The sequence below is a fragment of the Anaerolineae bacterium genome (assembly GCA_016931895.1).
Taxonomy (GTDB): Bacteria; Chloroflexota; Anaerolineae; order 4572-78; family J111; genus JAFGNV01.
Genome location: JAFGDY010000091.1, coordinates 1 through 13,085, shown reverse-complemented (window position 1 = coordinate 13,085; position 13,085 = coordinate 1). Strand labels below are relative to the sequence as shown.

Genomic DNA, 13,085 nt, shown 5'->3' with positions numbered 1-13,085 from the left:
GGGAGGGTATGATAGCACGAAAGAGGGTGGATGTCCAAAAAAATCCCTGAATTAGAGTGCGGAGCGAATGCTCAAAAACCGAACCCGCCTGAATTCCTTTTTATTCCCAGGCCAGGTCTTGGGCCAACTCAGCCAGGGAGCGGCTGCCCGGCTTCTTTTTGCCCGTCATCTTTTCTGCCCCTTTTTTGGCCACAATGCGTTTGGCAATAATGTCGGCCACTACTTTATCGGGCAGGGTTTTGGGCTGCGCGGCTTGCCAGGCCAGGGCTTGTTGTCCCGGCTCGCAGATTTCCAGATACGGGCAATAGCCGTGCGCCCAGTGGTCGGGCGGCAAAACGTCGTCGGGCAGGGAATCCCCGGCCAGCCCCTCCAGCATGGCCTTCACCCGCGCCAGCAGGTCGGCCATCATCTCCGGGTTGGGCAATACTTCCAGGGCCAGGTGTTCCAGGGTGTCCCGGTTTTCGTAATAAATGATCGCCCCTTGCAGGGGAATTGCGCCCTGGTAATAAGTGTCCAGACCCCACAGGTAAATTTGAGCCTGGCGGACGTGTTCCTCTTTAGGCATTTTGGCCACTTTGAGTTTATCAAACTCGCCGGCGGCGGTTGTTTTGAACTCCAAGGCCCAAAAACCGGCCATTGTTTCACCGGTTGCTTTGGCCGGGGGAATGTACAACAGGCCGTCGCAAAAGCCGTGGATGCGGTACTCGGGCACCTCAAAAAAGACCTCCTGCCCCAAACAGGCCCGGCTCAAGCCGCGCTGCAAACGGCGGTGGCTGTCGGTGCCCACCGACAAAATACGTCCCACCCGCGCCTCCAAAAGTGGCTTGGGTTTGCCCAGCAACTCATAGGCCACGTAGCGCAAACAGCCCTTGGCCAGGGAGGATGGTTTGATGTACGGTTCGTCGCTTTTGCCCGGCTTGTCCGCCTGTAACCAGTCCATCACGTAACCGGCGGCCCCTTTTATCTTTTTCATCGTCTGCTCCTGTAAATAATTTTTGTAGCGACAGAATATTTATTCTGTCCCTACCAGTTTTCATCCTTGGGGGTGAACGCAGTTAATGAGAACTCTTTTGGGCATAGCTCACCCTCTCATTTTCCGTTTCTGAAAAAATAGCGCGTTTCGCCCGCCGTATTGATGCCCGCCAGCGGGTCTACCTTGAACATCAGGGGATAGTGGGAGGTGGCCTGGCCAATGGCCAGGGCGTGATGCTGGCGCAGGCGGCGGACAAAGGCGGCCATGGTTTCGTAATCGGTGGCCGCGCCCCGCGATACATGGCGCACGTCGTCGTCAAAGGGGATGCGCAGCAAAAACAGGTTGTCGGCCTGGCGCAGAATGGTCTCGTCCAGGCCGTGGATCATGTTGGTCACAAAAAAACTGGTGATGCCCAGGTGGCGGGCGCGGGTAACAATGTAGTCAATGCTCTGGCGGGAAACATACAGGTGCGCTTCTTCAAAAAAGATAAAGGGAAAACGGTTTGTGCCCTGTTCAATTTCCCACTCGCACAACCCTTTGACCAGTTCGATGATGGCCTGCACAAAGCCTTCGCGGGCCAGGTTTGAGAGGGCCGACACGTCAATCAACAAAGCTCCGCCATTGCGGATTTTACGGTACGACTCCCGCAGCGAAGCGGCCTCTTGCACCGTGCGGGCAAAGATGCGCGTGTTTTTTAAGGCGTCCAGCCGCGAGCGAATGGCCTGGTTCACTACCAGGGCGTTGGAGCCGCTACCGAACTCGTTTTGTTCGGCCATCTGGATGAGCTGCTCCAACCCCACGTAAGGGGCCTGGCCATGCTGCGCTTCCAGGGCCTCGGCCTCGGCCCACAAACGGGCCAGCCGGTTTTCAAAATACAAGGCCGACACCTCGGGCAGGCCAAAACGTTGCAGCAGCGTAAGCAGGGGAGGCAGACCAAACTGGCGCACGCCCAATCTAAAATTGCCCCCGGCCTCCAGGTGAATAACCCCGCGCCGGGTTACCCGGCCGGTTTCGGGATCGGTTTGCACCGGGGGCAGGTGGATATATTCTCGGTTGATGTCAAAGACAATGCAGGGCGCGCCCCGGGCAATCAGTTGCAGCAGAATAACCTTGGCCAGGTGGCTTTTGCCGCTGCCCTTAACGCCGGTGACCACGTTCACTTTTTCCAGGTCCTGCCCTTCCACGTAAAACCTTTGGCCGGTCAGGGCCTGGCCCAGGCAGAGGGGATGGCCCCGGGTGCGGGTGGCGTGCCGAAAGATCTCCTCATCGCTGGTGCGGGCGACCACCACGTCGCGGGTGGGAATCCAGCCATCCCACTCTTCCCAGCGGTTCAGATCGCCGTTCAGGCCAGGTTCAGGGCCATTTGCAGTTGCAATGCCGGATTGCGCCATGTCACCACTTTCCTGATCTTGGCGATAGCCAGTTTTAGATTACTCGTCTCCGGTAAGCTGTCGGAGCCGGGAAGGGAGGGGGGCAAGCTCAGGCCCAGCACTGGCGGCCCTTCGGCCAGCAGTTCCATCATCTCGGTGAGCAGCGAGGGATAAGTGACGGTGCGGAACTCGATAATTTGCACAATCAAACCCCGGTCGCTCCCGTTCTCGCGCAGGGTCAGGTTTTCGCCCACTCGCAAGTCCACCTCCTTGGGATTAAAAAGCAATTCCACCAGGTCTCCCTTGATCTGCCGGATTTGGATGTTCATCAGCGTCCTCCTGTGTTTGCCGGTTCCCCGTTCCGGCCCGATATGACTAATTTGTGTTGACTTATCAACTCAAGTTTCGTCTCAAAAAAATAGTTGCCTTATTTATGACAACTGCTAGGCAGTATAACATACTTGAGTTGACTTGTCAAGTCAAAAAAATTGAACATTTTGGAATCAATGATGGGCTGGGGAGGGGCTACTTTACGTTTGTGTGCTGCGCAGTTTGGGATTAGGGTGGCTCAGGCCGGGTCCGTACCGGCCAATTGCGCCAACTGCCCGGCCAGGGCCGCTGCCTCGCGCCGATAGCCGAATTCGCGGGCCAGGTGCAGGGCCTGGGTGTAGAGCATTTTGGTTTGGGCCACTTGCCCCAGGCTGTGGTAGAGTTGTCCCTGGCTCATAAGGTGGCGCAGCGCCTGCCGCTGGTCGCTGAGGGCGGCGCTGCGGTTGGGATAAAGCCGTCCGTTTGGGGCCGCGTAGACGTAGCCCAGTTCCTCCAGCCGGATTTTGAGCGCAGTAACCGATACCTCAAACTGGTCGCGCAATTGGTACAAGGTAGACCAGCGGCACAAGTCCATTTTGGCAATGGCCGGCAATAGCAGCGACGCCGGCAGCAGCAGGTAACTGGCAAATCGTTCGGCCTGCCATTCTCGCCGGTCTTTAGGCGTACCCTGAAAGCGATACACGTAAACCGGATTAGCCGGCACCGGCTCCAGCAACAAATGCAGTTGGTAGTGGCCAATCTCGTGGGCCAGGGTAAATTGGTAGGTGCCCGGATATTGTTCAAAATAGGCCAGCCGCCGCTCGTTGAACCGGATGGTTTTAGTGGCGGGGTCAAGGTAGGCCAGAATCGGCTCTGTTTCTGTGTCGGCAATATCCAGCCATTCCAGGTTCAACTCCAGCAAAAAATCGGCAATTTCTTCCACGGGCGCCGGCGGCCGGAAGATAGGGGCCACTTCCCGTTCGTACCGCTCCAGCAACTCGTTGGCCAGTTCCTCCAGGTCGGCATCTGCAATATAGGGCACGCGGGGGTTGATTTGCAAGGCTTCGCCTTCTTTTTGGCTCATAGGCGGTTAAGCTGTGTCTGCTAAAAACTTTTTTAGCTGCTTTTGGCTAATGCGCCTGGTTTGTAGGCGTCGTAATAAAATACCCACTTCCGGTATTTCCGCCGCCACGTTTTGCAGCGCTTTTTGATCAAACTTGCCGGCCAGATCCAACAGGGTCTCGGCATCGGTCTCTAAAACTTGGGCCAGGCCGCGAATTAATGCCTCGCTGGGCAGCACTTCCAGCCGGTCATTTTCAATTTTGCTGATGTAGGTAAAATCAGCCTTCAGGCCCAAGGCCTGCACGCTTTCGGCCAGCTCGCGTTGGGTCAAACGTTGGGCGCGACGGAGCTGGCGGATGGTCTCGCCAAAGTTGAGGGCGGTATTGGTTGGGTATTCCCCGGTCATGAGTCAACCTCTCTCCCAAAAATAAGATTTGAATCTAGTGTAGTCCACTTGGGTTGACTTGTCAAGTCAAATTCTGGGAACCGGCTCAGGGTCTGTCCCAATTTTTAGGCCAGAGGGTAGGGATAGAATATTGTCCTGTCCCTACCGCCAAAATTTTGAGACGCATTCGTCAGCCCGGATGCGTTTGACCAATAGTGTTCATCCCTGGTACAATAGCGAAACCGGGGAGATATTACACGTGAGGTTACGGCTTAACGCATAGGTTTACTGAATGTGTAGCCACCAATGATGGATCAACGACGAAGGAAGAATTTTGGTCGTTGGTCCTTCGTCGTTCGTCGTTGTTCAGGAAGGCCAAAGTATGACCTACTTAAACAGCAGCAAGGAGTTTTTGGCTCGTTCTCTCTCTCGCCGCGAATTTCTCCGGTTGGTCGGGCCCGGCTTGCCCGCATTGGCTCTGCTGGCCGGATGCGGTCCGCTCTCCTCTTCCTCCGCGCCATCAGAAATAACCCCATTCCCAACTCTCTCGTTGGCTACCCCCTCCCCAACCGTTACGCCTTTATTGCCCTCCGAAGAAATGTTAACGCCGGACCTGGAGTTCAAAATCGGCCAGATGTTGATGGTCGGCTTTCGCGGGTTGGCGATAGACGGCGAGCACTTTATCGCCCAAGATATTCGGGAGCGCCACCTGGGCGGGGTGGTGCTGTTTAGTTACGACGTGCCCACCCGGCAACCCGTGCGTAATATCGAATCGCCGGCCCAGGTAAAAACGTTGATTGCTTCTTTGCAATCGTTCTCAGCTACGCCCCTGCTGGTGGCCGTTGACCAGGAAGGCGGCCTGATCAGCCGTTTGAACGAACAGTACGGCTTTCCGGCCACCGTCTCGCATCAATATCTGGGGGAGGTCAATAACCTGGCGACCACGTACCAGCAGGCCACGGCCATGGCCCAAACCCTGGCGGGGGTTGGCGTCAATCTCAACCTGGCCCCGGTGGTGGATTTGTGTATCAATCCCGCCAATCCCATCATTGCCAAATACGAGCGTTGTTTCTCCGCCGACCCGGCGATTGTTACCGTCCACGCTTGCCAGTTCATTCAGGCGCATCACGCGCAGGGGGTGCGCTGCACGCTCAAACATTTTCCCGGCCACGGGAGTTCACGCGAGGATTCACATCGGGGCCTGGTGGACGTGACCGAAACCTGGTCGCGGGTGGAATTACAGCCTTACGCTCAACTCATCAAGGCCAGCCTGGCCGATGCCATGATGACGGCCCACGTGTTCAACACCAACCTTGACCCCGAATACCCGGCCACCCTCTCCCGGGCCGCTATTACCGGCTTGTTGCGCCAGGAATTGGGATACGAGGGGGTGGTCATCTCCGACGATATGCAGATGGGGGCCATCGTAAATTATTACGGCTTTGAAACGGCCATCGAGCAGGCGCTTGGGGCGGGGGTAGACGTCTTGGCCTTTGCCAATAATTCTGTGTACGAAGAAGATGTGGCCTCTCGCGCTATGGCCGTGATCAAAGGCCTGGTGCAGGCAGGGGCCATTAGCGCGTCCCGCATAGATGAGTCCTATCAACGGATCCAACGGCTCAAGCGCTGCTGCAAATAGAGTATGAGCGGCGAGACAAGGGTGAATGTTTGCCCGTCCAGGGGCCATGGCCCAAGGTCAAGATTTAGTAATGCTTTTTTGCCAATCAAGTAGGGGAGACAAACTCAATGTACGATTTAATGATTCACAATTGCCATGCCCTGTTGATTACCGACGAGGGACGGGTCGAGGTTCAACGCAACCAGGACATCATTGTTGATGAGGGTAAAATCGTTGCCATCCAGTCTTCCACTGACAGTGAGGTCGCCGGTCAGTCCCACGAGGTGATTGAGGCTAATCAAATGCTGGCCATGCCCGGTTTGATCAATACCCACGCTCATGTGCCGATGGTCATTTTTCGCGGGCTGGCCGAGGATGTGTCCATTGAGCGCTGGTTCAACGAATTTATGTGGCCGCTGGAAAGCAACCTGACCGAAGAGGATGTTTACTGGGGCATGCTGCTGGGCCTGGTGGAAATGATCGAAGGGGGGGTGACCACGGTAGCTGACCATTATTTTTTTATGGGCCGGGCCGCCCAGGCGGTGGAACACGCTGGTACTCGTGCGGCGCTGGGCTGGGCCGTCTTTGCCGACCGGGGCTATGCAGCTCTTGATGAAACCGCCGCCTTTGCCGAACGCTGGCATGGTCAGGCCGACGGCCGGATCACTACCTGGATGGCACCCCATGCCCCCTACACCTGTGATGATGATTTTCTCAAAGCCGCGGCAGCCCACGCCCGGCGGCTGGGTGTGGGTATTCACATCCACGCCGCGGAAGAAATCGGCCAAACCCGGGCCAGCCTAGACAAGCGCGGGATCACACCGATCAAGGTGCTGAAAGAGACCGGCATCCTGGAACTGCCCACCATCATTGCTCACGGCTGTGGTATTCTGCCGGAGGATATAGACCTTCTCCGGCCCTACGCCAACCACGTTGGGGTGGCCCACTGCCCCAAAACCTACCTCAAGCTGGGCATGGGCCTGACCCCGATTGCCGGCTTGCGCGAGGCCGGTATTGCCGTGGGCCTGGGCACCGATGGCGCGGTCAGCAACAATACTCTGGACATTTTTGAGAGCCTGCGCCTGATGGCCATGTTGCAGAAGCACGAGGCGCGTGACCCGGAGGTGATGGCGATTCCCCAGGCCTTGGATATTGCCACGCGAGGCAGCGCGGCCGTGGTAGGTCTGGCAGATAAAATCGGTCAATTAGCCCCCGGTTACCTGGCCGACATCATTCTGGTAGATATGAGCGGGGCGCACTGCCAGCCCTTGCATAGCGTTACCGCCAGTCTGGTTTACCATACCCGGGCCAGCGATGTGCAGACGGTCATCGTCAATGGGCAGATCATTATGCGCGACCGCCAGATTCTGACGTTGGACAAAGCTCAAATCATTAGTGCAGTCAACCAAAACATGGCCCGCCTGGCCCGGCGTATCCCAGAGAAGCGAATTCAGGTTTATAATCCGTAGTGCCGATGATGTTCCGCCCGAAGGTGAGGAATCTCTGGCTCCCTTAGAACAACCGGCACGAGGGCAGAGACTTATCAAACTTGACGAAATTGACCTCATAGCCGGATACTATTAGAAGGAGCAATGATGGCAGAGAGGAGAAAAATCATGCAAAATAATCTTGGGAAACTTTTGTCTCTCATGTTCGTTTTGACTATCCTTGCCCCGGGCCTGATCATGCTGCTGGTTGGCTGCGGGTTAGAAGAGGTAGAGGCAACGCCCACGATGCCGCTACAACCGGCGGCCACGTCCGAGCCAACTATCACCCCGGTCCCTTTGCCGACGGGTCCAGCGATAGACAAGTGGTCTCTGTGGGCGGGCGGCACCCAACTGCGCGGGGCCAACATCTGGCAGCGCGTGGTGGTGCCCTGGGTGGACGGCGACGAGTTTCTGGGCAACGACCACGTGGGGCCGCCTTTTGTTCAGGAAGACTTTGATCGTCTGGCTGCGTTGGGCGCAAATTACGTTAATATCTCCGGCCCTGGCCTGTTTACCGAAAAGCCGCCCTATGTACTGGACGAGGCGGTGCAGGCCCACCTGGACCATCTGCTGGAAATGGCGGCGCAGGCGGATTTGTTTGTGGTGATCACCGCCCGCACCGGCCCCGGCCGCAGCGACTTTACCTTTTACTGGGATGAATCCGCGGATTGGGGCGACGCCAGCCTGCTTAACGATGACGTGTGGCTGAAACAAGACGCCCAAGACGCCTGGGTGAAGATGTGGCGTCATACGGCAGAGCACTATCGCGACAACCCGATAGTGGTCGGCTACGACCTGATGTGCGAGCCGAACGGCCCGGGCCGATTGCTGGACATCTGGAATGGCGAGGACTTTTACTCGGCCTATGCGGGTACGCTCTACGACTGGAACCAATTCTACCCGCGCATTGCGCAGGCTATCCGCCAGGTAGACCCAGACACGCCGATTTTGATTAGCCCTATGGGCTGGGGCAGTGTGCGCTGGCTGCCCTTCCTGGAACCGGTGGACGACCCGCGCACGGTGTACATGGTGCACCAGTACGAGCCGCAAGAGCAGTATACCCACCAGGAACCACCGGCCTCCAACACCTATCCGGGGTCGTTTGACCTGAACTGGGACGAAGCGCCGGATGTTTTTGACCGGGCCTGGCTGGACGGCTATCTCTCGATTATTGATGACTTTAAGGCCCGGACCGGCGCGCCAGTGGCCGTGAATGAATTTGGCGTAATGCGTTGGGCACCCGGCGCGGCAGACTTTATGCGCGACTCGATGGACCTCTTTGAGCAGCGCGGCATGAACCACGCCTTTTGGGCCTGGAATCCCTTATGGCCCCCCTACTCGCATATTGACGACATGAACTACCTGCGCGGGCCAGACCCGGACAATCATACCGACCTGACCACCAACGACATCCTGGACGTTATCACCAACAACTGGGCGCGCAATACCGTTCGACCTTCTACCCCTGCGGAGTAATCATCCACAGGTTGTCGGTAAACGATACGTGTGCTACAATGGGCCGCAATGAAAAAGCTATCGGTTCTGGACAAAACAGTTGTCACAGCCAAAAATGCGCCACCGGTCATAAAAACTATTTGCCCCGGTGTGATAGCGTTTCAGTGAATAGCGGAGCGTAAGCTTTCACCATTAATCATTCACAATTCACCATTCACATTTTTCAGGGAGACCCGGCTGATGACCCATCCCCCCCAACCCGTCACCATCCAAATTACCTACTGCCAGGAGTGAGGTTTCTGGCCGATGGCCGCCAGTTTGGCGGCTGAAATTCAGCACAGGTTTGGCCTTCAGGCCGAACTCATTGCCGGACACAACGGCATCTACGAAATTGCTGTCAACGACAAGCTGGTGTATACCAACCAGGCCTGCACCCATCCGCTGGTAGAGGAAGAAGTTCTTGCCGAGATCAGCCGGTACCAGCCTCCTCTGTCCTGGCCAAGCTTGGCCCAAGATACAACAACGTTCAAAGGCGACGCCCCTTTCTGTAGGTGGTCGCCGCCGGCGTAGCGGCAAAAGAAACAATCAAACTGAAACGGCCGATAGTGATAATGGCAGAAAGTTAATGTACCTCCGTAAATCCATTCATTCCCAGAAAGGCGGCAAAAGGAATAGCGTGACTTCTCCCCTAACAACCAACAACAGATTGATGATTTTCCTCGAAGGCAATATTGGCGCCGGCAAAACCACCTTGGGCCGCACCATTAGCGTTTCTGGGGCGTTTGATTTCTCTGAAGAGCCAACCGCGATGTGGCGAGAAGGGTTTGCCTCTAATATGTTAGACCTGTTCTATCGCGACTCCAAGCGGTGGGGCTTCACCTTTCAGATGTGCGCCCTGCTCACCCGGGCCAAAACGTGGCGCGAGGTATCGTTGTTGAACAATCATCACCGGATCATTTTGGAACGCTCCATTTTTTGCGACCGTTTTGTTTTTGCGGAAAACGGCTATCGCACCGGCCTGTTTTCCCTGGCCGAATACCAACTTTATTGCGATATGTGGGCCTTTATGGTGTCGCTGGCTTCGGTCGAACCCAATCTCATCATTTACCTGCGCACCCCCGCCGAGGTTTGCTTGCAGCGCATTCAGGCCAGGGGTCGTGAGGAAGAGAGCGGCATTTCGCTGGAATACCTGGCCCAGCTTGAACGGCTCCACGATGAATGGTTACTTGACAACCCCAAAACCGTTGTGCTTGATGGCGAGCGGCGCTGGACAACGGAAGAGGTTTTGGCCGCCATGCAGGGAGTCATCAGCAGCGAAAAAGTGGGATCCGCATGATGGCCAAGGCCATCAGATTACATTGTTTTGTGGCGTAAAAATGTCCTGTTTAGGCTTTATCTAAAATCCCCTCGTTTGAGACACATCCTTAAAAGATCCTCAACCCTATTGACAGATGAATAACAAGTTCATATAATATGAACTAAAGGTTCATATTATATGACGCTTTCTGATTGGCCTCAAATTCACACCCATATTCTGCAATTTGAGCAAGAGGGCCTGGTAACCCGCACCTTCCGCCGGCTTGACCCGGATCGCCAGCAGGCCATTCTGGTCGCTATCCTGGACGAAGCGATAGAGAAAGGGCCGACCTCGCTCAATATCAAACAGGTGGCCGAACGGGCCGGGGTGGCGGTCGGTTCGCTCTATGCTTACTTTGGCAATCGAGACGGCCTGCTCAATTTTGCCGTAGAACTGTGCGTGCGTTATATGACCGACATGTTCAACTACTTTGGAACGTATCTGGAACAAATGCCGTTGCGCGAGTCGCTGGCCGCCTATCTCACCGGTGGGGTGGAGTGGAGCCAGACCCAGGCCGGGCTAGTGCACTTTTTTGTCCGGGCCGCCTACCACGGCGACCCGGTAATGGCCGAGCGCGTGGTGCGCCCCATTGCCAACACCATGCGCCAGATGATGCACAACATCCTGGCCCGCGCAGTTGAACGCGGCGAAATCAGGGCGGATGTTGACCTGGCCGCCACCGCCCGCGTGATCAATGCGTTGATGATTGCCGTGGGCGACAGCCAGATTATGCCCTACCTCAACACCTACTTTCAGGTTACCGATGATGAGGTGTCGCCGGAGCGCCTGCTGGAAGCCCTACTTGATTTTATTTTGCGTGGAATTAGCCCATGAAAATTTTGAGCATTGCCAAAAAATCATTGCTGGAACTGTGGCGAGAACCACTGTTGCTGGGGTTGTTGCTGTTCTTTCCTGTTGTTCTGGTTGGCTTTTATTACCTTGCTTTTGGCCACACAGAGGGAGGATTGGCTGCCTATCTCGATGTGCTGGTTGCCAATAATGATGCGGGTACAACCTTGCCCAATCAATCAACCTGGCAGGCGGGAAACGAATTGCTTGACGTTATCCAGGCTGCCGAATTTGAGGACCAGCCCATCTTTGATGTGGCCGTGGTCGCCGATCCCCATTCCGCCGAGATTACCCTGCGCGAGCGCAAAGCCGCCATGCTGGTGGTCATTCCACCCAATTTCAGTCAGGCTCTCGTTGAAGGGATGGCCGGGACAGGCCCGGTTTCTCCGGCAGCAGTAGCGCTAGTAGGCGACCCCAACAACGGCAATTTTATGTTTGCCCGCAGTTTTATGGAAGGGCTAGTGCGCCAATATACGTTACAGACCATGCAGTGGTCGGATGAGCATTTCGCCGTAAATTATGAATTTTTGCCCGGCACCGGCACCATGTCGGACTTTGATTTTGGCGTGGCTGGCATCATTATTTTTGGCATTGCCTTTGTCGTTATTACCACCGCTACCGTGCTGGTTCGCGAAAACGTGCAAGGCACGCTGCCGCGTTTGCGCCTGACCCGCGCCCGGGCCGGTGATTTACTCATCGGCGTCACCCTGGGGCAGATGGCCGTTATTGTCGTCCAGATGTTGCTTACGTTTGGCGCGGCCCGCGTGTTGGGCTTTCAAAACAACGGTTCGCTCCTGCTGGTCATCATCATTGGCTTGCTGTTTAGCCTGGCGGCGGTGGGCGCGGGCCTGCTGGTGGCCTGTTTTGCCCGCAACGACGGTGAGGTAGCCAATCTGGGATCGGCGGTGCTGGTGCCGCTGGTCTTTCTTTCCGGCGCGTTGTTCCCCATGCCCAAAGCGCCGCTCTTCACCATCGGCGGGCGCACCATCGAAGCCTACGATATCTTACCCGCCACCCACACCGCCGCAGCCATGCGCAAAGTGCTTATTTTTGGCGACGGCCTGGCCGATATTGGTTACGAACTGGTGATGATGACGGTATTGTCGGCGCTGATTTTGATAGTAGGGATTGTAATGTACCAGCGGTTACAATTGCGAAAAGGGTAATACCCTATTTTGAAGCTGGTTGGCGACCTGATCAGAAAACTTGGGTTGGCTCGCCAGAAAGGAGGCTTATGATGGTTCTTACCGTTTACTTGATCTCAGCGCTGTTGTTATTGGTTGCCGCCTTTGCCATCTTCCGTATCTTTGTCCGGCGTGATTACCGGCAAACAGGCCGATTAACCTGGTTTTCCAGTTTTCTTGAGCTTTTGATCTGGGGCTTGTATATGAGCTTCCCCTATATCTACAATCCTCCCCAATGGATATGGTTCTGGTCAGATCACGTACCGGTCAGTACGTTCCTCAGGATAATTGGATTGGTTTGCATCATCAGTGGGCTGGCCCTGGCCTTTATTACAATGCTTTGGTTTGGGCTACGTCGAGCGTTTGGGCTAGAGGTGAATGAATTGATCCAAGCCGGTCCATATCGGGTTACCAGGAATCCTCAAATTGTGGGGGGCTTCCTGCTCGTGGTTGGCAGCGTGGTGCTGTGGCCGTCTGGGTATGCGGTCGGTTGGGTTATTCTTTACCTGACAATTTCCCATCTAATGATCATTACCGAAGAGGAACATCTACACAAAGTATATCCTGAGGCATGCCGTCAGTATTGCCGACAAACGCCGCGCTATCTTGGTTTTCCCAGGCGCAAACCAAAAGAATAACCGAGGTAAAAGAGATGTCCAATATTGTTCTGCAAACCAAAGACTTGACCAAACACTATGGTTCGTTGACAGCCGTAAAAAACCTAACTCTGGAAGTTTATGAAGGGGAGGTCTTCGGTTTTCTTGGCCCCAACGGCGCCGGCAAAACCACCTCCATCAATATGATGTGCGGCCTGCTCCGGCCCGACACCGGGCAAGTCACCATCCGGGGCCAGGCGGTGGCCAACGGCAGCGATGAGATCCGCGCCCGGGTGGGCGTCTGCCCGCAGGATATTGTACTGTGGGAACGGCTCACCTGTCTGGAGCAGTTGCAGTTCATCGGCCAGATGTACGGCCTCTCCGGGCATCACGCCCGCCACCGGGGGGAACAACTACTGGCCGAATTGGATTTATCCGCC

The 13,085-nt window shown here is 55.9% G+C and carries 14 protein-coding genes; 9 read left to right on the top strand and 5 right to left on the bottom strand.

Annotated features, from left to right (window positions below):
* Window positions 1-100 precede the first annotated feature (100 nt).
* The 5 genes from JW953_07140 to JW953_07120 form a co-directional block, all read right to left on the bottom strand.
* Window positions 101-973: a PD-(D/E)XK nuclease family protein gene (locus JW953_07140; GenBank protein ID MBN1992464.1), complete on the bottom strand. Its 873-nt coding sequence runs from the start codon at window positions 971-973 to the stop codon at window positions 101-103.
* A 116-nt stretch (window positions 974-1,089) separates the two neighbouring features.
* Window positions 1,090-2,364, bottom strand: a complete 1,275-nt coding sequence (locus tag JW953_07135) for an ATP-binding protein (GenBank protein ID MBN1992463.1) — start codon at window positions 2,362-2,364, stop codon at window positions 1,090-1,092.
* Window positions 2,316-2,672, bottom strand: a complete 357-nt coding sequence (locus tag JW953_07130) for a hypothetical protein (GenBank protein ID MBN1992462.1) — start codon at window positions 2,670-2,672, stop codon at window positions 2,316-2,318. The genes JW953_07135 and JW953_07130 overlap by 49 nt, the downstream gene beginning before the upstream one ends.
* 239 nt (window positions 2,673-2,911) lie before the next feature.
* Window positions 2,912-3,736, bottom strand: coding sequence for an ImmA/IrrE family metallo-endopeptidase (locus JW953_07125; protein ID MBN1992461.1), 825 nt, complete (start codon window positions 3,734-3,736; stop codon window positions 2,912-2,914).
* 6 nt (window positions 3,737-3,742) lie between these two features.
* Window positions 3,743-4,120, bottom strand: a complete 378-nt coding sequence (locus JW953_07120; protein MBN1992460.1) for a helix-turn-helix transcriptional regulator — start codon at window positions 4,118-4,120, stop codon at window positions 3,743-3,745.
* 361 nt (window positions 4,121-4,481) lie between these two features.
* On the opposite strand from JW953_07120, the gene JW953_07115 reads away from it, so the two are divergent.
* The 9 genes from JW953_07115 to JW953_07075 all read left to right on the top strand — a co-directional run.
* Window positions 4,482-5,738: a glycoside hydrolase family 3 protein gene (locus JW953_07115; GenBank protein MBN1992459.1), complete on the top strand. Its 1,257-nt coding sequence runs from the start codon at window positions 4,482-4,484 to the stop codon at window positions 5,736-5,738.
* A 107-nt stretch (window positions 5,739-5,845) separates the two neighbouring features.
* Complete coding sequence (locus tag JW953_07110) at window positions 5,846-7,186, top strand: amidohydrolase (protein ID MBN1992458.1); 1,341 nt, start codon at window positions 5,846-5,848, stop codon at window positions 7,184-7,186.
* A gap of 147 nt (window positions 7,187-7,333) precedes the next feature.
* A complete protein-coding gene (locus tag JW953_07105; GenBank protein ID MBN1992457.1) occupies window positions 7,334-8,680 on the top strand; it encodes a cellulase family glycosylhydrolase in 1,347 nt (448 codons plus the stop codon).
* Window positions 8,681-8,965: 285 nt separating this feature from the next.
* Window positions 8,966-9,229 carry an Rdx family protein gene (locus tag JW953_07100; protein MBN1992456.1) on the top strand — a complete coding sequence of 88 codons (264 nt, stop codon included), beginning with the start codon at window positions 8,966-8,968 and terminating at the stop codon, window positions 9,227-9,229.
* 139 nt (window positions 9,230-9,368) lie between these two features.
* Entirely contained in the window at window positions 9,369-9,995 is a 627-nt protein-coding gene (locus JW953_07095) for a deoxynucleoside kinase (GenBank protein ID MBN1992455.1), read from the top strand.
* Between the two features lie 159 nt (window positions 9,996-10,154).
* On the top strand, window positions 10,155-10,850 hold the full coding sequence (locus JW953_07090) for a TetR/AcrR family transcriptional regulator (GenBank protein ID MBN1992454.1): 696 nt from the start codon (window positions 10,155-10,157) through the stop codon (window positions 10,848-10,850).
* Window positions 10,847-12,031, top strand: a complete 1,185-nt coding sequence (locus JW953_07085; GenBank protein ID MBN1992453.1) for an ABC transporter permease — start codon at window positions 10,847-10,849, stop codon at window positions 12,029-12,031. Before JW953_07090 ends, JW953_07085 begins: the two co-directional genes overlap by 4 nt.
* Window positions 12,032-12,099: 68 nt before the next feature.
* Window positions 12,100-12,687 (top strand): hypothetical protein, encoded by a 588-nt coding sequence (locus tag JW953_07080; GenBank protein ID MBN1992452.1) that lies wholly within the window; start codon window positions 12,100-12,102, stop codon window positions 12,685-12,687.
* Between the two features lie 14 nt (window positions 12,688-12,701).
* Window positions 12,702-13,085 (top strand): ATP-binding cassette domain-containing protein (locus JW953_07075; protein MBN1992451.1); only part of this gene is annotated, 384 nt, incomplete at its 3' end.